The organism is Nonomuraea sp. NPDC049158, assembly GCF_040648335.1.
In the GTDB taxonomy this organism is placed as follows: domain Bacteria; phylum Actinomycetota; class Actinomycetes; order Streptosporangiales; family Streptosporangiaceae; genus Nonomuraea.
This window is the reverse complement of record NZ_JBEZDM010000061.1, coordinates 25,378-44,929: the sequence shown is the minus strand read 5'-3', so window position 1 is coordinate 44,929 and position 19,552 is coordinate 25,378. Positions and strand designations below refer to the sequence as shown.

The 19,552-nt window shown below is 66.4% G+C and carries 20 protein-coding genes and 1 pseudogene; 7 read left to right on the top strand and 14 right to left on the bottom strand.

Features of this window, described 5'->3' with window-relative positions; translation table 11 throughout:
• Nucleotides 1-1,448: polymorphic toxin-type HINT domain-containing protein (locus tag AB0B61_RS54990; RefSeq protein ID WP_358449878.1), on the top strand; the 1,448-nt coding region annotated here is incomplete at its 5' end.
• A complete protein-coding gene (locus tag AB0B61_RS54985; protein WP_357961394.1) occupies nt 1,445-1,828 on the top strand; it encodes a hypothetical protein in 384 nt (127 codons plus the stop codon). The genes AB0B61_RS54990 and AB0B61_RS54985, both read left to right, overlap by 4 nt.
• Before the next feature lie 411 nt (nt 1,829-2,239).
• On the opposite strand, the pseudogene AB0B61_RS54980 reads toward AB0B61_RS54985, so the two are convergent.
• The 7 genes and pseudogenes from AB0B61_RS54980 to AB0B61_RS54950 all read right to left on the bottom strand — a co-directional run.
• Nucleotides 2,240-2,737: pseudogene (locus AB0B61_RS54980) on the bottom strand (transposase family protein); the annotation flags it as partial.
• The gene (locus tag AB0B61_RS54975) at nt 2,734-3,567 is read right to left on the bottom strand and encodes a hypothetical protein (protein ID WP_358204934.1); all 834 of its coding nucleotides are present in this window, start codon (nt 3,565-3,567) and stop codon (nt 2,734-2,736) included. The gene AB0B61_RS54975 and the pseudogene AB0B61_RS54980, both read right to left, overlap by 4 nt.
• 380 nt (nt 3,568-3,947) lie before the next feature.
• On the bottom strand, nt 3,948-4,160 hold the full coding sequence (locus tag AB0B61_RS54970) for a DUF397 domain-containing protein (RefSeq protein ID WP_358204945.1): 213 nt from the start codon (nt 4,158-4,160) through the stop codon (nt 3,948-3,950).
• 13 nt (nt 4,161-4,173) lie between these two features.
• Nucleotides 4,174-4,464, bottom strand: a complete 291-nt coding sequence (locus tag AB0B61_RS54965) for a Scr1 family TA system antitoxin-like transcriptional regulator (protein ID WP_358204960.1) — start codon at nt 4,462-4,464, stop codon at nt 4,174-4,176.
• A 1,424-nt stretch (nt 4,465-5,888) separates the two neighbouring features.
• Nucleotides 5,889-6,122 (bottom strand): DUF397 domain-containing protein, encoded by a 234-nt coding sequence (locus AB0B61_RS54960; RefSeq protein ID WP_358204965.1) that lies wholly within the window; start codon nt 6,120-6,122, stop codon nt 5,889-5,891.
• A 434-nt stretch (nt 6,123-6,556) separates the two neighbouring features.
• Nucleotides 6,557-6,760 carry a DUF397 domain-containing protein gene (locus AB0B61_RS54955; RefSeq protein ID WP_358204969.1) on the bottom strand — a complete coding sequence of 68 codons (204 nt, stop codon included), beginning with the start codon at nt 6,758-6,760 and terminating at the stop codon, nt 6,557-6,559.
• Nucleotides 6,753-7,598, bottom strand: a complete 846-nt coding sequence (locus tag AB0B61_RS54950; RefSeq protein ID WP_358449877.1) for a helix-turn-helix transcriptional regulator — start codon at nt 7,596-7,598, stop codon at nt 6,753-6,755. The genes AB0B61_RS54955 and AB0B61_RS54950 overlap by 8 nt, the downstream gene beginning before the upstream one ends.
• Before the next feature lie 666 nt (nt 7,599-8,264).
• Between AB0B61_RS54950 and AB0B61_RS54945 the strand changes: the two genes are divergently transcribed.
• Nucleotides 8,265-8,699: an ATP-binding protein gene (locus AB0B61_RS54945; protein ID WP_358449876.1), complete on the top strand. Its 435-nt coding sequence runs from the start codon at nt 8,265-8,267 to the stop codon at nt 8,697-8,699.
• A gap of 33 nt (nt 8,700-8,732) precedes the next feature.
• A complete protein-coding gene (locus AB0B61_RS54940) occupies nt 8,733-9,032 on the top strand; it encodes a hypothetical protein (RefSeq protein WP_358204990.1) in 300 nt (99 codons plus the stop codon).
• Nucleotides 9,033-9,110: 78 nt separating this feature from the next.
• Here AB0B61_RS54940 and AB0B61_RS54935 read toward each other — a convergent pair whose 3' ends face one another.
• Nucleotides 9,111-10,526: a hypothetical protein gene (locus AB0B61_RS54935; protein ID WP_358449874.1), complete on the bottom strand. Its 1,416-nt coding sequence runs from the start codon at nt 10,524-10,526 to the stop codon at nt 9,111-9,113.
• A 450-nt stretch (nt 10,527-10,976) separates the two neighbouring features.
• On the opposite strand from AB0B61_RS54935, the gene npdG reads away from it, so the two are divergent.
• Nucleotides 10,977-11,627, top strand: coding sequence for an NADPH-dependent F420 reductase (gene npdG, locus AB0B61_RS54930; protein ID WP_358449872.1), 651 nt, complete (start codon nt 10,977-10,979; stop codon nt 11,625-11,627).
• Nucleotides 11,628-11,681: 54 nt separating this feature from the next.
• Here npdG and AB0B61_RS54925 read toward each other — a convergent pair whose 3' ends face one another.
• The 6 genes from AB0B61_RS54925 to AB0B61_RS54900 all read right to left on the bottom strand — a co-directional run bounded on the left by AB0B61_RS54925 (nt 11,682) and on the right by AB0B61_RS54900 (nt 17,278).
• Nucleotides 11,682-12,296 (bottom strand): response regulator transcription factor, encoded by a 615-nt coding sequence (locus AB0B61_RS54925; RefSeq protein ID WP_358449870.1) that lies wholly within the window; start codon nt 12,294-12,296, stop codon nt 11,682-11,684.
• Nucleotides 12,293-13,378 (bottom strand): histidine kinase, encoded by a 1,086-nt coding sequence (locus AB0B61_RS54920; RefSeq protein WP_358449868.1) that lies wholly within the window; start codon nt 13,376-13,378, stop codon nt 12,293-12,295. Before AB0B61_RS54920 ends, AB0B61_RS54925 begins: the two co-directional genes overlap by 4 nt.
• 11 nt (nt 13,379-13,389) lie before the next feature.
• On the bottom strand, nt 13,390-14,115 hold the full coding sequence (locus AB0B61_RS54915) for an ABC transporter permease (RefSeq protein WP_358449866.1): 726 nt from the start codon (nt 14,113-14,115) through the stop codon (nt 13,390-13,392).
• Nucleotides 14,112-14,999, bottom strand: a complete 888-nt coding sequence (locus tag AB0B61_RS54910) for an ABC transporter ATP-binding protein (protein WP_358449864.1) — start codon at nt 14,997-14,999, stop codon at nt 14,112-14,114. The genes AB0B61_RS54915 and AB0B61_RS54910 overlap by 4 nt, the downstream gene beginning before the upstream one ends.
• Nucleotides 15,000-15,044: 45 nt before the next feature.
• The gene (locus tag AB0B61_RS54905; RefSeq protein ID WP_358449862.1) at nt 15,045-15,731 is read right to left on the bottom strand and encodes an alpha/beta hydrolase; all 687 of its coding nucleotides are present in this window, start codon (nt 15,729-15,731) and stop codon (nt 15,045-15,047) included.
• Between the two features lie 113 nt (nt 15,732-15,844).
• Nucleotides 15,845-17,278, bottom strand: a complete 1,434-nt coding sequence (locus AB0B61_RS54900; RefSeq protein ID WP_358449860.1) for a PLP-dependent aminotransferase family protein — start codon at nt 17,276-17,278, stop codon at nt 15,845-15,847.
• Between the two features lie 59 nt (nt 17,279-17,337).
• Between AB0B61_RS54900 and AB0B61_RS54895 the strand changes: the two genes are divergently transcribed.
• Complete coding sequence (locus AB0B61_RS54895; protein ID WP_358449858.1) at nt 17,338-18,510, top strand: aminotransferase class I/II-fold pyridoxal phosphate-dependent enzyme; 1,173 nt, start codon at nt 17,338-17,340, stop codon at nt 18,508-18,510.
• A gap of 62 nt (nt 18,511-18,572) precedes the next feature.
• Nucleotides 18,573-19,484: a serine/threonine dehydratase gene (locus AB0B61_RS54890; protein ID WP_358449856.1), complete on the top strand. Its 912-nt coding sequence runs from the start codon at nt 18,573-18,575 to the stop codon at nt 19,482-19,484.
• Nucleotides 19,485-19,552 lie beyond the last annotated feature (68 nt).

The following is a 19,552-nucleotide window of genomic DNA, read 5'->3' as shown; positions in this document are numbered from 1 at the left end:
GACCAACATCGCCTCCGCCGCCGACTACTACCGCAGCCACCCAGCCGATGGCATGCACCTACTCGGTCTCACGACCTGAGAACGCTTCGGCCCTGTTCACCGACCGAGGCTTCCTCGGCAAGATCGAAGACGCCGCCACCGGCCTGGACTACCTCGGCGCCCGCTACTACGACCCCGCCATCGCCAAATTCATCTCCACCGACCCCGAACTCGACCTACGCACCCCCGAATGGGCCAACCCCTACAGCTACGCCGCCAACGACCCCATCACCCAATCCGACCCCGACGGTCGCCGCGTCGACACCGGAAACGCCAAATCCGACAAAACCTTCTCTAAAACACACAAGCCCAGCGGCCAGAAAAAGAAGACATGGGAGATCAAGCTCGAAAGGAAAGAAAGAAAGCGGCTGCACAAGCAGGCAACCGCAAACGAGCGCAATCGAACCCGCGACGCTCTGGCTGCAGACAAGATTCGGCAGCAGCGGGAAGACGACGCCATGAAGTCGCAGGTTCCATGCAAGGGTCACAACAAATGCGACGAGGGTCGGGTCGAAGAAAACGATGACGTATCGAACATCATCGGGGCTGTAACCGGCATAGGCGGAGTCGTTAAAGGCATCGGCGCGGCGTTGGTTCGTGCCGCAGCGCGCGCTGGAGCAAAGACAGCCGTTAAAGAGGCTGAAGTCGCGGTCGGCACTAAGGGCGTCAAGGCACTTCGCAAGTGTCTCGATAGCTTCGCGGCTGGCACCTACGTCCTCATGGCCAACGGCACCAAAAAACGAATAGAAGAGATCAAGGTCGGCGACAAAGTGCTCGCCGACGACCCCGAGACGGGCAAAAGCGGCGCCAAGAAGGTCACAGCACTCCACCGCAACCGCGACACCGACCTGGCCGACATCACCATCCCGACCGCCGATGGCCACGCCACCATCCACACGACCCAGCACCACCCCTTCTGGAACGCCACCAAAAAGACCTGGGTCGATGCCGCTGACTTGCATCCCGCGGATACCCTCCGGACACCCCGTGGTGGCCGCGTCACAATCGTCAAGGTGCGAGCCTTCGCCGGCGCGCAGTACATGTACAACCTGACAATCGACGACATCCACGCGTACTATGTGCTCGCAGCTGCCACCCCGGTCCTCGTCCACAACAGCAATGGGCCCTGTAGCGTTGCAACCCTGCCAAACCTTCACGGGAAATCTCTCGCTGAAGCCGAGCAGGAGATCTACAGCCGTGGCTTTACCTTTAAGTCGGAGACCAAGGGTGGATACCGGAGGTACGACCATTCAGACGGGAGTGTGCTTTGGATCCGGCCGAACGGAGAAGTTCAAAGGATCGGACCGAAGATTGATCCTGGTCCGAACCAAAAGAACTACAGTGTCAGATACGGCCCGGACGGAAAGGTCGCAACTGGGCATTCAACGGGGGAGTTCGTAGTACAATGAGCGCATTTGATCAGTTCCTCAAGGTTGCGCCGCGCTGCGAGGGGTACGTCGTGGATCGACTCTCTTTGGCGCAAGTCGATGACGTTGATGCTCTTGAGATCGGTCTCCGCTGGGGGCCCGAGAAGCCGGATATTATGCTCGCCTTTCGAGATTTGTATTTCTTCTCCATTGGTAGGACTCCCGGGCCCGGAGCCGGGCCGCTGGATCAGGTGATGGCAACGGTGCTGGGACCTGAGAATGCGCCTTGGCCCGACGGTATCTCTCTTGACCTCGTACGCTCAACTTCCTTGCCGCCGTTGCTCTGGCTTAGGGTAGAGGGACCGGTACAGTTCGACGTGATCGCTGCAATCGCAACGGTTTCGCTTGAGGTCCTGACCTGATCCTGGGCGCTGAGAAGCTGTACGGATAGGTGAGCCCCGCTAATACGGCAGTCGCTATTCACGGCGTGACCAGCATGAATGCGCGATAGGCCGATGCGATCTTGTGACCGGAAGCGGGAACAACGAGAGCAGCCGCTCGTGATCAAGACTGTGTGACGAGTACAAGTGCGCCACGAGGCGCGGTTATTTCCGGATGGAGGTGGAAGACCATCCGTTTCTTCGCCGTCGTAGCGGCGGGGTAAAGCTGGAGGCAGCCTGACTCGGGGATCACCAAGGAGGGTGGGAGTAGCCTCGACAAAGTAGCGCCGGTTCAGTACTACCGGATGGGTCGGGCGCGGTGAGCGAGACGAGAAGGTATACGCGAGATCACGTCATGCGCGGCGTGTATTGCGCGCTGCGTGAGCGGGTGGCCAAGCCCGCTTCCTCGAGGGCGCGCAGGATGCCCCAGATGCGGGCGGCGCTCAGGTCGTGGGCCTTGCCCGGTAACGCTCCGGAGGTCCACAGGATCGTCCCGTTCGGTGAGGCGAGGACCTGCACGTTCATGCCATGCACGCGGTGCTTGCCGGAGAAGTACGGCCGGTCGGCCTTGATCCGGTCAGTGTGGATCAGCGTGCCGTCCAGCACCAGGTAGTGCAGCCCGTCCCGCTTGGCCTTGCGCAGCGCCTGGCCGAGCTTGGGCGACCGGGCCGACAGCAGCGCGATCGTCTCCTCCACATACCGCCACGCGGTCGCGGTCGACAGCCCAAAACCGGCTCCGCGCTCGGTGAACGTCTCGCCCTTGCGCAGGTAGACCAGCACCAGCAATGCCTGCTGACCCGCGTTGAGCAGCCGCCAGGCCGACCCGATCGTCTTGCGATGCCGGCGGATCACCCCAGCGACGTAGTTCAGCGGAGATTGCTTGGGTGCTATTCGGTGTTGTCGTTGACTGAGCTCTGCAGCGCGGCTAACGCCAAGCAGAGGTCGTTAAAGGTATGCAAGGAGTCGATGGCCTTCTCGTAGGCGTGGATGCGACGTCGGTACTCGTCGATGATCGCTTGCCAGGTATGCCGATGGTCGCCGGTGGCAACGACGAGGAGGGAGTCGTAGGTTCCCAGGTCGCAGCCGATGGTGATGTCGACGAAGACGTCACCTGGTGCGAGCAGGGTCGCCAGTTCGGGTTGCGACTGTCCGCGCAGTGACTCAAGCAGCCCGTTCTTGCGGTCAGCGTCAGCGAGGCCGAAAAGGTTCACGTTGCCGTCGACGTCCATCAGCGTGCTGGTGGTAAGGGCCGTCAGTTCACGCAGGTCGCGGGCAGCGAAAAGTCCGGCCTCGTGTCGATGTGCACGTTGCCAGTCGGTGGGAGCCGGTCGAGTGGGCAGCATGACGCGGGGGACGACGAATCCATGGTCGCGGGTCGGCCAGTCCGCCCGCTCGGCATCGATCTCATATTCCCAGGTTATGAAGCCGTAGTCGTGCCGCCCCAGGTAACGGATCGCCTCGTCGCGTGCCCAGGTCGGGACAGCGAACCGATGTTGTCCGGCTGTGAACGCCCAGGCCAGACCGAGATAGACCGCAACTTCCTCCCGGTTGTTGTTGTTAACGCCGTAGCGGAGCAAGGGGTTGTATTGCGGGTCGTCGGGATAGTCGAGCTCGTAGAGGCCAGCCCAGTGGCGTTCGATAACGTCCTGCCCGAACTCGGCGATCAGCCGGGCATGGGTGATGCCGTTGGCGTACTCGAAATCGAAGTTCAGGCGATTCATGATCACTAGCGTAATACGGCAGTCGCCATTCGTTAGCTGAGCTGGGTGGCGCTCGGGCCGTGTCTTGGGCCGACCGGACGAAGCCATCGGTGGTGGTGTGTCTGTCTGCCCAGGTGACCTGCCCGGATTCGCCATGGACAGTGACGGCCTCGATGATGGTGCGCAGGAGCCGCTTGCGATCAGCGGTTGACAGCACCAGCAGCGGGCGCGTGGGCCAGCTCCTTGAGCCCGACATATGGCCCTTTGCAGTGGCAGTTCCCCACGCGTTCGCCAGGCTGCAGGCGAACGCACATTTGAGCCCTCACCAGGAATGGTGAGGGCTCTCGAAGGTCCCGGGAAGGGATTGTTCTCCGTGAGGAGATCAGTCGTGGTCCGGCTGCTCAGTCGGTAGGGAATTCAAATTCGTTCAGGTGGACGCCGCCGGTGAAGGCTCGCCACTCGCCGGGGGTGAAGATCAGCACGGCCGCATCAGGGTTCTTGCTATCTCGCACGGCTACATGCTGGCCGATAAAGGCAACCTCTACGCACTGACCGTTGCCACCACTGAGACTGCTCGTCCGCCAACTGGCACCAAGCAGGTCCTTGTCTTCCATGCCATCCCTCCTCTCACGCTTGTTCGAGGGCACGCGCCAAGACCATTTCCGTGGTGTCTGCATCGGCGGCCCTCATCACGATGTGCCCCAACATTACGTTATACCCTCCGATATCTTCCTGGCTTTCGAGGAAGAGGTCACTTGGCCCGGACTCTATGTAGGCGACATCCCGAGCCTCTCGGAAGCGGAGGATCGCGAAGCTTCCGTACATGCCTGGATGTGCCCCGATGTTGAAAGCGATCACTCGTAGAGTGATGTTCGGTAGGTGGGAGACCTCTCTCAGTTGCTCAATCTGGGTGCGCATGGTAGGCCTGCCACTAGATAAGACATTCTATGGACATTGGTGGAGAAAATAACAGTGGAAGCGATAGAACTCCGGGAGAGGCTCAAGGCCCTAGCGCGTGAGCACCTCTCAACCTTCGAGGAAACATATGGATATCCTCCAGGTGAGAATGTCATAGAGGCCGCCTCGACTCGCGAAAACGCTGTAATCCTCGCGACTGAGTTTGGCTCAAAGTTCCGTTCGAGATAAGCAGATTCTTCTATGCGATCGCCCGCATTGCACTACCCGACTTCCGGAATGGCTACTTTATCGGCCCTCCCACATGGATCGTGTCAGTTCACGGCAGTAGAGAGCCGGGCGCTGTGATGCTCGAAGCCGGTATGAGTGAGATCATGGCTCTCGGTTCGGGCGGTGGTGGGTCGCTATACGCTGTTCCTGTTCCAGTCGGAGCGCCGGTATACCTACTCAAGCCGGGGGAAATCCGTAACGGCTGCTATTACCCTCCTCTAGGATCGACAAGCGGGCCCGCCATAATAGCTCCCTCTTTTGGGGAGTTCCTATACATGTTCGTTTCGGGTCTAAAAGAATTTGTTTGGGAGGGGGTATCCGGCCCGTTTGCGTAAGTGCTATAAAGTCTTTTGATGGGGCTTGCTGGGAAGCCCTACCGGGGATGCTCCGGCAAGGCTCAGGGCCGTCCACTACCCATCGGCGAGGTAAGCGAAGATGCGGCGGAAGAACGGCACGATTCCTCTCGCTCATCGGGCTAGGCCTGCTGCTGCGAAAAGTGATCTACTGCGACGAGAACTCGTACTCGTTCCATCCCGCACACGCCAACATCCGCACGCCGTGGCTCGCCAAGCGCATCGCCCCCTCGGTGTAGTAGTGGTACTTGTATTCGTGCCGGGCATTGGAGAGCGGATTGACCACTCATGCTCCCTTGCGCATGGAACCAACGGCTTGACGCCGAATCTTTCTCCACAGAGCGAGCTCGGCATCCTTTTCGGTTATCACTCCAAAAAAGGACTCGCGCAGCGCATCTGCCGAACGCCTCCCGATGTTAATCATCAGCGCACCGGGGCTGTGACGATGGAAGGCCTCCGATGTGGACGCCTCCAGAACGGCTGTGGCCGGAGCAAGATAGAGGAGGTTGACTCCAGCGACCGCCGGTGAATCCGGACGCAGGTTTTTGGCTGCGATCGGTTCACCTACTCCGCGCCAATCCTTTCGCCGGCGACTTGCAGTTTCATACCTTCGGCCCAGGCGAACTCGATGATCTCGCCAGGCTCGGCGTGGAACTGCAGTGATATTTTTGCCACCCGGAATGCGCACTCCCGCCCATCGTCAGGTCGCGTGGCCGGGTGGTTGATCGTCCCTGCTCAGGTTCCGTCTGCTTCCCGGCCAATCAGGCAGCGGATGCAAGGATGTGGTGAGACGGCTCTCAGCGGCTAGATCAGACCGTCGAACTCTCCGTCTTTTACTGCCTGCACGAAAGTCTGGAACCCGGCATCAGTAAATTCGAGCCTAGGTCCAGCAGGGTCTTTGGAGTCGCGCATCAGAACTGTAATGCCGGGGGAGGCGTCTGAGCCATGAGCGATCGAAGTCACTTCGACGCAATCTCCGCCATTGGTGCTGTGGCTACTCTTGCGCCACGCGACACGTGGCTCTCGGGAAACCGTCATCGGGCGCTTTCCTCCGATTTTTCGAGAGAATCAATAAAGGTAATCGACTCGTCAGGATCCAACCTTCCAGGCTCAACGCCGCCACCCTGGCCGTCAGGTACGAGCCGTTACGTAGGTTGCGTAGGTTAGGGGCGAACTGGCGACGCGGCATTGCGGAGCCCGTCCACGCCTCAGCCATACCCCACCTTCCATCGAGTGCCGTAAATCGTGGAGGCGGATGCGGCGCAGCGCGGCATGACTGAGGAGTGCTGCGAAGCGGCGGGTCACGTTGTGGTCAGGTGACCATGCGGGCTGAAGTGCCTCGATGGTGCCCATTCCGCTCACCTCATGCAAGACAAAGCAGGCGCAATGATCAAGGCTTCATCCTCGGCTACGAACGCGTCTTACCCATGACGCAGACGATCACCTCAGAGCTCCCTGAACCCATGCCGGGTTCAGGCCAGGTCGAACTCCCCGTCCTTGGCGCCTGCCAGAAAGGCGTGCCACTCACTGGGAGTGAAGATCAGCGCCGGTCCGCTGCGGTCCTTGCTGTCCCGAACCGCGACAACGTTCGGAAGGTTGTGAGCCACCTCGACGCAGTTGTTGCCGCTGCCACTGTGGCTGCTCTTGTGCCAATCGGCCTGTGAGAGATCAATCATGAGATAGGTCCTCCTTGGTTCGAGAGATGAGCCGCAGGGAGTCCTCTGGGGACAGGGCCGCACCGCGGATCCGCTCGAATATGAGCGTACAACGCTCGACTTGCTCCGTGCTTTCGATGTAGATATCGCCGGCCGTGCTCTCCACATAGGCGACGTTGGGGTCGTTCTCGTCGGAGAAGCTGAGGATGGTGAAGGCTCCCTCCAGCCCGGCGTGTTCGCCTGCTTGGTAGGGAATTACCTGGATGGTTACATTGGTCCGCCTTGCCGCTATCAGCAACGCTTCCAGTTGTTCGTGCATCACTCGACGGCCGCCGATCGGGCGACGGAGGACAGCTTCATCCAGGATGGCGTTGAGGCTCGGCGCGTTCGGTTGACTGAGCAGCGTACGTCGCGCCATACGCGCCATGACGCGGCGCTGTGCGTCGCCCTCGGGGCGATGCATAGAGATGACGGTTCGAGCGTAGTCTTCCGTTTGCAGGAGGCCTGGGATGAGCTGGACTTCCCACTGACGGATCAGAGCCGCCTCGTCTTCGAGTCCGATGTAGGAGCCGGTGAACACGTCGGCATAAGCGGTCCACCATCCACGCTGGCGTACCTCGCTTGCGAGCTGTATCAGGCCGGCGCGCTCTGACGAATTGGCTCCGTACAGATCGCAGACGGCGGCAACGTCGGAACGACTTGCCATGGTACGGCCGGTTTCGATGCGGCTTACCTTGCTTCGGCTCCAGCCGAGTTGGGCGGCGGCGGCATCGGGGGTCAATCCTTTTTCTTCTCGCATTCTGCGCAATTCACGCGAAAGTCGCCGCAATCTCACTGTCGGACTATAGGTCGATGGCATGGAGGCCAGTGTGCCAGGTAGGCGATGGGCGAGCCCATCAGTTGCTCCAATTGCTTAGAAGATGCACAGTGCATTGACGGGTAGCGCAGAGCGGCGCCATGATGACTGCGTGCGGAAGGGCGGATGTGTGAAATGGTGCAATCGGCACAGTTCTATTCGTACTTGATTAATGTGGCGTTACGCCATAGGTGGGGGCGGTTCCTTCCTTCATGCGGGTCGTTCCTCCTGGCCATGGGCGATCACATGGCGGTAGAGCTGCGGCGAGGCAAACCCCTGAACTGGTCGTACGACATCGTGACGCGTCTGGACGGCTATGGGCCAGAGTGTTTAAGCCTGTTGGGCGAGTGCCGGCAGGTGCAGTACGAAAGGTGCAATTTCACAGACTCGGGCATTGTGCGCATACGGCGCGAATGCCCCTAGTGGTTCCTGCGGGTGAAGGGCGGTTGGAGCGATGAGGCATAACCGGACTCGACCCATTCGGGATCGAGACGAATTCCTCTGCTTGGAGGGGTCGGCCTGTGTTATGCGTCAAAAGGGGGTCCCCGCCCTGGTTCGTTTACTGCACGGCGGGGAGCTGTTCATCGCCATTTCGAGCGGCCGAGGCCGACGCGGAGAGGTGGGCGCGCTTGACGTGAACGTGTCCGATCGAATCTGGGAGCTTGCGCAATGAGCGGGTTGTTCCTGGCCGAGATCGTGTTGCCGGGGGTGAAGCGTTCGGTGTCGGTGGCTCGCCGGTGTGTGGGAGAGGTCCTGGCGGTGGCTGGGCACGAGGACGTGGACGACGTACTGCTGGTGGTCAGTGAGCTGGTGACGAATGCCACGTCACACAGCGCGTCCGGCGAGCCCGGCGGGTTCGTCACGGTGGAGGTCTCCTCCTTGAACGCCGTGACGGCCTACATCGAGGTGATCGACGACGGGTCGGCGGTGACCGTTCCCGAGGTGCACGAGGCCGACGCCGAGGAGTGTGGTGGGCGAGGGCTGTGGCTGGTGGAAGCGGTCCCGGTGAGATGGGGCGTACGCGATGAGGGCTACCAGCGGCGGGTGGTGTGGGCGGCGATGTCCACGAAAAGCGGTACGTCCGCCTGTGCGGTAAGGAGGTGAGGGCACAAAGTGAGGTGCTTTGGAGTGTCCTGGATGGATGATCCAGCGTGGTTTCCTCCGCACTGCATCAGCCCGCATCCGTGCCCGGCGCAGTCGCATGCTGAGCAGCTGGTGTGGAACGTGCCACGTGACCACGGCCGTGAAGTGTGTGTCGTCACGTGGACGTGCGAGTGCGGCAGCCCCTTCTACGAACTGTGCCAGGCGGGCGGGCAGCGGTTCATCCGCCGCACCCGAAACGGGCCGGAGAAGCGGATCGTCGACGAAAGCGATCGATGGCCTGCCAAGCAGGCGGATGCGCGGTGGAACGCCTTGCTGCTCGGGCTACTCCACTGAAGAGGTGAGGCGTGGAGCCCATCGACCGCCCATTACTGACGTGGCGGGCGCCGTCCGGCGCCCGCCACGCAAGTGGGATCAGCGGTGCCAGAGGACGGCTGAGGTGGTGGTGCTGTTGAGGGTGACGTCGCCGTTCCAGGTCAGGAACGACTCCTGGGGCAGGTAGTTCTGGCCGAGGAGGAAGCCGCGCTTGATCTCGGTGACGTGCACGGTGGCGCCGGTGTCGGTGCCGACCACGACGCGGTGGGCGGTCACCTCGGCGATGTCCTCAGCCGTCGTGCCCGCGGGCAGCTCCACTGTGGTCGCCGCCGGGTCGTCGCGCTGGAGGGACCAGGTCGGGTCCACGTGGTTTGACAGATAGACGGTCTCGCCGGTCACGAGGCGTACGCCGAGCGAGACGCCGACCCATGACGAGCCCGCGTTGGCCGGCTGCGTGGTCTTCTTGAGCACCGCGTACAGATAGTTGCGCTGGTCGCTCACCTCGGGCGTGGCCGGTGTGGTGGCTGAGGGGGCCTCGATCTTGCCCTCGCGGAGCATTTCCTTGGCCATGATCTCGTAGGTCCAGGGGTTGGCGTCCATGAGGTACTCGCGGGCCTGGTCGGCCGGCAGCGTCGGCAGGTACGACAGAAAGAACCGCATCGGGTCGTCCACGGTGTCGCACATGTTGTTGTTCGACGTACAGGTCTGCAGGAGGGCGTGGTCGTTCTCGTACCGGCCGGTGAAGTGCAGTGTCTGGTGGTCGGGGGCCTGGTAGGTGTCGCTGCCCGCGACCCGGTCGCCGTTCTGGTCGACTTCGACGCTGTAGATCCACTCGATGTCGGTCGTGCGGCCCCAGCGGGCCATCAGCGCGGGGGTGTTCGTGCCGCCGTCCTCGTTGCTCCACACCACCGAGTACGTGAGCTTCGTGTGACCGGGGGTGGTGGCCGGTGCCGAGTCGTGCCAGGCGATGAGCGGGGTGTCGGTCGTCGCGTTCTGGTACGGGTTGCCGAGGGCGGCAATGTTGCGGCCATAGACGACGGGCGCGTACCGCAGCACGAGGTATTCGGGACTGCCCTTGGCGTAGGTCGAGACTCGCAGCGTGTCCAGCACGATGGATCTGCTCGTCGCGGCGGAGCGCTCGGCGGCGAAGTGCAGGCGCAGCTGGTGTACCCCTGTGGTGAGTCGGCCCAGCGCGAGCTGGCGGTGAAGGGGCTGGGCGCCGGAGACCACGAGGTCGGCGACATATCGGTTGTCGACCGAGATGGACACGACGGCCGATTCGGCGCCTGCCTTCGCCCAGTCCGTGCCTGGCGCGGACGCGTTCAGGTCGATGAGGGCCTCGCCGGACTTCCGCACGACTACGGGCACTCGCGTGTCCGGGTGGTTGCGGCGGACCTCGATGGGCCGCGTTTGGGCGGTGTCGGCGGGTGTGGTCTGCGCCGTGGCCGGGGTGGTCAACCCGGTCAGGCCGGCCAGGACGGCGACCGTCGCGGTTAATAGTTGGGCAACTCGCATCAGGGGGTTCCTCCGCTGCGTGGACTGCGCCGCGGGCGGGATGAATCGCGCCCGTGAGCAGGTCCGATCAGATGCCAGATCTAATGATCGAAACTAACCGGCCGGACAACGTGGGGAAAGCGGTCGTTGAAGAACGGGACAACCTAGTAGGCCCTGGCCACGTGCGAGTCCTTAGGTCGCTGTGGGCTTGTTTCTTCTTCGCTGAGGAGACCGGGACAGCTGGACTGGTCGCCTATTACGGAATCGCTGCGCCCTCAGCTCTCCATGCGCCACCGTTGCCTAATGATGATCATCCAGACGGTCAAGGGCCGGGGTCGAAGGGGCCGGCAGGTCCCTGGGAAGAACAGCCCCGAAATCACCACGCGCGAAGCGCGCCCTCATGAGGGACCATGCCTTGCGCCCTTGGGGCCCGGCGTGCTCGGAGGTGATGCGGGCTGATAGGAATGCGGAATGACTGTGAACGGCATTTCGATTGGGATTCTGGGTGGGACCGGAGACCAGGGGAAGGGGCTGGCGCGGCGGTTCGCGTTGGCCGGGCACCCGGTGCTGATCGGTTCGCGGAGCGAGGCTCGTGCCCAGGAGGCGGCCGATTCGATCGGGTCCGGCGCCCGAGGGGCTGAGAACGCGGTGGTCGCCACCGAGGCCGATCTGGTGATCGTGGCGGTGCCCTACGACGGGCACAAGGCGCTGCTGGAGTCGCTGCGTACCGAGTTGGCCGGGAAGATCGTGGTCGACTGCGTCAATCCGCTGGGCTTCGACAAGCAGGGCGCCTACGCGCTGCCCGTCGAGGAGGGGAGCGCCGCCCAGCAGGCCGCCGCGGTGCTGCCGGACAGCCGGGTGGTGGCCGCGTTCCACCACGTGTCGGCGGTGGTGCTGATGGATCCGGCCGTGGACAAGGTCGATCTGGATGTGCTGGTGCTCGGTGACGATCGCGAGGCGACCGACACGGTGCAGGCGCTCGCGTCGGTCATCCCTGGCGTGCGCGGCGTCTACGGCGGGCGGCTCCGCAACGCCTTCCAGGTCGAGGCCCTGACGGCGAACCTGATCTCCATCAACCGCCGCTACAAGGCCCACGCCGGAGTACGCGTCACCGACGTCTGACCGTCACGGGCCGACGCGCTAAAAGCCGACGTCGCTAAAAGAGCCAAAAGAGCGTCAAGGGAGAGGGAGCCAGCCCGCGTCCTCCGCGATGCGGATGGCGTCGATCTTGTTGCGGGCGCCCGTCTTCGTGATCGCTCCCGTCAGGTGGTTGCGCACCGTGCCCGCCGACAGGTGGAGACGGGCGGCGATCTCCTCCGCCGACGCGCCACGGGCGGCCTCCCGCAGCACGGTGGTCTCCCGTGGGGTGAGGGGGCTCTCGCCGTACTCCATCGCCGAGGCCACCAGCTCGGCGTCGAGTACGCGGAGCCCGGCGGCGGTGCGCCTGATGGCGTCGGCCAGGCGGTGGCCGGGGGCGTCCTTGACCAGGAACGCCTCGATGCCCGCCCCGAGCGCGCGACGCACCTGGCCGGGCTGGCCCATCGCCGTGAGCACCAGGATGCGGCACGACGGGAGCCGTTCGCGGAGCTCGGCGGCGGCGGTGATGCCGTCGATCACCGGCAGGTCGATGTCCACGATCGCCACGTCGGGCCGGGCCTTCAGGGCGGCGGGTACGATCTCGTCGCCCCGGGTCACCTCCGCGGCCACCTCGATATCCGGTTCCAGACGAAGCAGGGCCGTGAGGGCGGCTCTGATCATGTGCATGTCCTCGGCCAGCAGTACCCGGATCACGCGGGCACCTCCATGCTCAGGCGGAATCCGCCGGTGCCCGTCGCGGCGGCCTCGGCCGTCCCGCCTGCCTGGGCGGCCCGCTCCGCCAGTCCCGTCAACCCGCCGCCGGACTCGTGACCATCGTGATCGGCGCCGTCGTTGACCACTTCGAGCCGCAGCCGGTCCTCCGTCAGGGACGTGCTGATCGTGCAGGTGGTGGCGCGGCTGTGGCGCAGGACGTTGGTGACGGCCTCTCGCACGCCCCACGCCAGCGCCGCCTCCGACCGCTCCGGCAGCGTGGCGTCCACCAGATGCACCTGGCAAGCCACCCCCGACGACTCCAGCAGCGCCACCGCCCGATCCACCTCGCTCACCAGCGACAGCTCCCGGTATCCCCGCGCCACCCGCCGTACATCCTGAGCCGCCTCCCTGGCCACCTGCACCAGCTCATCCACCTCACCGCGAGCCTCAGCGGGGTCGCGGTCCATCAGGCGGGCGGCCAGGTCGCCCTTGAGGGCGATCGCCGTCAGGCTGCGGCCGAGCCCGTCGTGCAGGTCACGAGAGATGCGCAGCCGTTCCTTGAGTACGGCGGCCTCGGCGAGCTCCGCCCTGGCGTGTGAGAGGTCCACGGTCACGCGGACGAACCGGACCATGGCGTAGATCATCGCGCCGGTGGTGGATACGGAGAGACCGTAGAAGAGGGCTAAAACCGGGTTGGCGGACCAGGCGAAGATCGAGCCGCCGTCCCACAGCGTCATCGCGCCGACCAGCGGACCGCTCCAGCGCAGCGGCAGGAAGACCAGCAGGCTCCCGGCCAGCATCGGCGCCGACACGGCCGACCAGCCCGAGGGCAGCAGGTAGTCGGGCACGTACGTGGCGAGCAGCTGCAGCACCAGCGTCAGCGGGAAGAGCGGCGGCCGCTCGCCGCGCAGCCCCGCCCGCATGTTCAGGTAATGGGTCACGACGACGCCGATCACGGCCGCGCTCGCCACGAATCCGTTGCGCGGGCCGCTGGCGAAGTAGACCAGCCCGATGAACGAGTACGCGACCGATACGGCCGTGATCAGGACACGGGCGAGCCGCTGCGCGGAGGACGAGTTCATGTCCGGACTTATTATGACCGCCGGGGCTCCCACCGGAACCAGAGCCGGATCGCGACGACGCCGATGACCGCCCACACGGCCAGGTTCAGCGCGGGCAGCGCCACCTCGCCGGTCCTGAGGGCGTGCACGACGGCGGAGGTGGGCAGCAGGTCGAGTACGGATCCCACCCAGGCCGGCAGGACCTCGCGGATCGGGCCCATCGCGCCGGAGGCGATCCCGGACACCAGGAAGATGGGCATCGTGGTGGCGGCGGCCAGTTCGGCGCGCGGGATCACCACGGTGTAGGCGACGCCGAGCGTGGCCATGACGACCGCGCCCACGACGACCGCCCCGGCGTACACCAGCGGGTTCGCGGGGACCGGCACGTCGGCGAGCAGGCGCACCGCCACGGCGCACAGCGCGGTCACGACCACGGTCTGCGTGGCGGTGCTGGCGATCTGACCGGAGAGGATCTGCCCGTCGGTCAGCACGGTGGCGCGCAGCCGCTTGAGCACCAGCTGGTCGCGGCGCGTGGTCAGCGCCACGGCGACGTTCATGAACGCGGTGAGCGACAGCAGGATCGAGGTCATGCCGTGGGAGAGCTGGGTGGCGCCGGCCACCCCGTCGGCCGTCACGTGCCGCATGAGCACCGGCAGGCCGACGCTCAGCCCCACGGGCGTGACCACCGAGGCCAGCAGCATGGCCCGGTCCTGCCAGAACAACCTGGTGCCGAGCCGGTAGGTCGCGGCATAGCTCATCGGGCACTCCTGGACAGGTCGAGGAAGAGGTCTTCGAGGGTGGCGGTGCGGACCTCCAGGCCCGCCAGGCGCAGGCCGCGTTCGGCCGCCCAGCTCAGCAGCGTCTGCGCGGCCAGGTCGGGGTCGGCCGCCCGGCACACGGCCGTCTCGCCCTCCAGGGTCACCGGGAGCGGCAGGTCGTCCGGTGCCGTCCCGGGCGGCAGCCGGAACGCCACCCGCCCGCTCCGCGCGGCGAGCGTCTCCGCCATCCCGCCGGACGCGATGATCTCGCCCCCGTCCATGATCGCCATCGAGGTGGCCAGCCGCTGCGCCTCGTCCAGGTAGTGGGTGGTCAGCAGGACCGTGGTGCCCTGCCCGGCCAGGTCGCGGATGACCTCCCAGGTGTTGCGGCGCGCCTCGGGGTCCATCCCGGTGGTCGGCTCGTCCAGGAACAGGACCTCGGGACGGCCCAGCAGAGCCAGCGCCAGGTCGAGCCGCCGCTTCTCGCCGCCGGAGAGCTGGCGCACCCGGGTGCCCGCCTTCGGCAGCAGGCCCGCCAGTTCCAGCGCCTCCTCGCGGGGCCTCGGCGCGACGGTGAAGTCACGCCAGATGTCGACGGTCTGGGCGACGGTCAGATCCGGGAAGAACCCGGCGTCCTGCAGCATGATGCCGGTGCGCCGCCTGACGGCCGCCCGGTCCCGTGCGGGGTCGAGGCCGAGCACCCGGCAGACGCCCCCGTCCGGCTGCTGGAACCCGGCCAGCAGCTCGATCACCGTGGTCTTGCCCGCGCCGTTCCGTCCCAGGAGGGCGAAGATCTCCCCCTCGGCCACCTCGAACGAGATGCCGTTGACCGCCGCGAAGTCCCCGTAGCGCTTCCTGACCTCTTCCACATGAATTGCTGTCATATGTACGACTATTTCGGGCGGTGTGGTTCGGCGCCCGTGAAGAATTCACGACTTCCGGGAGAGCTTCAGCAGCGCGTCGGTCACCCCCTCGGGATCGACGACCTGCTGCAGGTGCTCGCCGGGCGTCCGCAGCACGGGCCAGCCCCGCCCGTGCGCCTCCTCGGCCACCTTGTCGTAGGGCGGGCCGTACCAGAGACAGGCGCACCTGACCGCGTCCCACCCGGCGGGCACGGGAATGGGCTCGGTGTAGTAGCCGAGCGGCAGGCGTGGCTGCTCCTCGACCACTGTGGCGCGCACCCGCGGGTCGGGCAGCATGGCGGCCACGTCGTCGTCGCTCCACCAGTCGGTCCAGCGCGGCAGGACGCCGTCGTCGTCGGCCAGATCGCGCAGGAACGGCAGGAACGCCTCCTGCGCCGCCCGCACCAGCCCGTCACGGGGCGGGATGTGCGCGTCGGCGAACACGCACGACACCACCCGATCGCCCAGCCCTTCCTTGATCACCGGCAGGAAGAGCCCCGCGTTGCTGTGCGGGACCAGCACGATCGGCGTCTCCGGGGCGGCTGCGCGCACCGCCTCCACCACCTTCGGCCAGTACGGCGAGCCGCGCCGCGCCACGCCGGTCAGGTCGGGCACCACGGCGGCATAACCTCTGCGGCCCAGGGCCTCGGCCACCGGAGTCCACGTCGAAGGCCCCACTGACGGGCTGTGCACGAGCACGAACGTCACGTTCATGTGCCTACTTTCCCGCACGCGGTGATCCGGCCACGCCGTTGTCAGCTGTCGGCGGACTCAGCGGAAAGCGGATCAGCGGACCGCCCGGCTGGGGGATCGGCGGACTCGGACGATCAGACGATCAGTGTGTGGCGGGCGGCGGGTTCGTGGGCGCCGTCGTACGAGCGCCAGGCCCGCGCCAGACCGGCGACCGCCCGCGACAGCTCCTCCTCCGGGAACAGGAAGTGCAGCCGCGTGTACTCGGCATGCCCGCCGAGCGGGTCGAACGAGCGCCCCGGCGGCACCGCCACCCCGTGCCTGAGCGCCACCTGCGCGAACGAGTCGGCCTCGCCGCGCGGCAGCCGTACCCAGATCGTCTGGCCGCCGCGCGCGGGCTCGAACTCCCACGAGGGCAGGTGTTCGCGCAGCTCGGCGCAGAGGTGGTCGTGGCGCGCCCGCAGCGTCTGTACGCGTGCCCGCCTGATCTCCGCCAGCCGCCCCAGCAGCGTGGCGGCGGCGAGCTGGCCGAGGATCTCGCCCCCCAGATCGTGTACGGCCCGCAGCCGGGCCAGCCGCGAGACCAGGGGCGCGGACGCCCGGATCCAGCCCACGCGCAGCCCGCCCCAGACCAGCTTGCTCAGCGAGGCGATCGTGATCACCTGCTCACAGGGCCCGTACGCGGCCAGCGGCGGCGGGATCTCGCCGGAGAAGCAGAGCTCCGCGCAGACCTCGTCGTCGATCACCGGCACGTCGTACTCGGCGGCGAGGGCGGCCAGGCGCCGCCGGTCGGCCGATTCCATGATCGAACCGGCCGGGTTGCTGGCGGTCGGCACGGCGTACACCAGGGCGGGCCGTTCGCGCATCGCCTCGGCGGGGACCGGGGCCAGCGTCACCGGGCGGACGGCCGCGGCGGCGTGCCTGAACACCTCCAGCGCGCCCGGGTACGTCGGCGACCCGGTCAGCACGGTGTCTCCCGGCGAGATCAGCAGGCCCGCCAGCAGCGTCAGCGCCTGCTGCGCGCCGTTCGTGATGAGGATCTCCCCGGCGGTGGTGGGCACGCCGCGTTCGCGGTAGTAGGCGGCGACGGCCTCGCGCAGGGCGGGGTTCCCGGCGGGCTGGTAACCCAGGTCGCGCACGCCGGCCAGGCGGGTGGCCGCCTCCTGGTACGCCTCGATCAGCTCGGGCGGCGGGTCGTCGGGGGCGGCGCAGGTCAGCAGCTGTACGCCGTCCGGGGGATGGAGGATGTGCAGGAGCAGCGGGTTGGCGACGACGCTGTCCGTGGCGCGGGTCGAGGGCAGGTCGCACGCCGCGACGCGGGTGCCGCTGCCCTGGCGGCGCACCACGCGGCCCTCCTGCTGGAGCAGGTCGTAGGCGGCCACGACGGTGCCCCGGCCGACCGCCAGCCGCCTGGCCAGCGCCCGGTCAGGTGGCAACTGCTCGCCGGGCGGCAGTACGCCGTCGTCGATGAGCGCCCGCAGGCGGCCCGTGAGCAGCAGGTAGAGAGGCCCGCGCCCGGACGCCCAGCGGCCCAGCAGGTCGACGAGGTCATCGAGATTGGCCCCATTCATGGACCAATTCTCTATCATTGGATCTGACAAAAGGCCACATCTTGGGACATTCTCGCTGTATGAGCGAACTGCACCCCGAGACCCGAGCCGTGCATCTGCCCCAGCCACCCATCGAGGACAGCCGTCCGATCACGATGCCCATCTACCAGACCTCCGGCTTCGTCTTCGACGACCCGGCGGTCATGGCCGACGCGATGGGCCGCCCCGACGGCCCGTTCGTGTACGGGCGCTACAGCAACCCCACCGTCCGAGCGCTGGAGCTGGCCGTCTCCGGCCTGGAGGGCGGAGTCGCCGCCCTGGCCACCGGCTCCGGCATGGGCGCGATCAACACCGTGCTGCTGGGCCTGCTCAAGCCGGGCGACCACCTGATCGCCCAGAAGGCCCTGTACGGCGGGACGGCCGGGATGATCAACGACCTGGTCGCCAGGTTCGGCGTCGAGGTCACCTACGTGCCCGAGGACGACCCCGCCGCCCTGCGCGCCGCCGTGCGCCCCGAGACCAGGCTCGTCTACCTGGAGACCATCGCCAACCCGATCGCCCAGGTCGCCGATCTGCCCGGGATGTGCGCCGTCGCCCGGGAGCTCGGCATCGTGTCCGTCGTGGACAACACCTTCGCCTCGCCGATGCTGTGCCGTCCCCTCGAACTGGGCGCCGACATCGTCGTCCACTCCACGACCAAGTACCTGTCCGGGCACACCGACGTGGTGGGCGGCATCGCGGTGTTCGCCGACGAGGAGCTGTACAAGAAGGCGTGGCGCTTCGCGACCAAGCTGGGCGCCTCGGCGGACCCGTTCGCCGCGTGGCTGACGCTGCGCGGGATCCAGACGCTGGCGCTGCGCATGGAACGCCACTGCGCCAACACCCGTCTGCTCGCCACCCGGCTCGCCGAGCATCCGGCGGTCTCCGCCGTGCACTGGCCGGGGCTGCCGTCGCACCCGTCGTACGAGCTGGCGGCCAAGCTCCTGCCCGACTTCGGCGGCGTGTTCTCCTTCGACCTGGTCGGCGGCCGGGCCGCGGGGGAGAAGTTCATGGCCTCGATCAAGCTGGCGCTGCTGGCTCCCTCGCTGGGCGGTGTCGAGACGCTCGTCATGCACCCGGCGACCACGTCGCACCTCGGGCTCAGCGCCGAGGAGCTGGCCAGGCACGGGGTCAGCGAGGGCACCGTACGCATCGCCGTGGGCATCGAGCACCCCGAGGATCTGTGGGCGGACATCTCCCAGGCGTTGACATAGGGCTTGGGGACTTTAGGGAAAAGAATTAGGAAAATGCCTAAATGCTTCGGAGGGAGATCTCGATGACGGTGACGTACGAGGACGTGACGAGCGCGGCCGAGCGGATCGGCGGGCATGTGCTGCGTACACCGGTGCTGGAGATCTCTCCCGGGCTGTTCTTCAAGCTGGAGCAGCTGCAGCACTCGGGGTCGTTCAAGGTGCGGGGGGCGTTCAATCGCATCCTGTCGGCCGGTGAGCTGCCGCCGAGCGGGGTGATCGCGGCCAGCGGCGGCAACCACGGGCTCGCCGTCGCCTACGCCGCCAGGGCGCTGGGCGTCCGGGCGGAGATCTTCGTGCCGGAGGTGACCAGCCCGGTGAAGGTGGCCGGGCTGCGGCGGCTGGGCGCGGAGACCAACCAGGTCGGGGCCATCTACTCGGAGGCCGCGGAGGCGGCGGCCAAGCGGGCGGCGGAGACCGGGGCGCTCACGGTGCACGCCTACGACCAGCCGGAGGTCGTGGCGGGACAGGGGACCACGGGTCTGGAGTTGATGGCGCAGACGGGCGGGGTGGACACGGTGGTGGTGGCCGTGGGAGGCGGCGGGTTCGCCGCGGGCATCACGATCGGTGTCGGGAGCGGGCCGCGGATCGTCGCCGTCGAGCCGGTGCTGTGCCCGACCCTGCACGAGGCGCTTCGGGCGGGCCATCCGGTGCCGGTGCAGGTCAGCGGTGTGGGAGCGGACGCGCTGGGCGCGAGTCAGATCGGCGGCGTGGCCTACGACGTCCTCTCCCGGGCGGACGTCCAGAGCGTGCTGGTGTCCGACGACGCGATCGTGGCCGCCCGCCATACCCTCTGGGAGGAGCACCGGGTGGCCACCGAACACGCGGGAGCGGCCGCGTACGCCGCGCTGCTGTCCGGGGCGTACGTGCCCGCCGACGGCGAGCGGGTCGCGGTGGTGGTGTGCGGCTCTAACACCGACCCCGCCACGCTGGCCTGACGCCGCCGTTCCAGGCGCCCGGCGGGCCGGGCACCTGGAGGGGGAGCGGTCAGTGAGGGGGAGCGGTC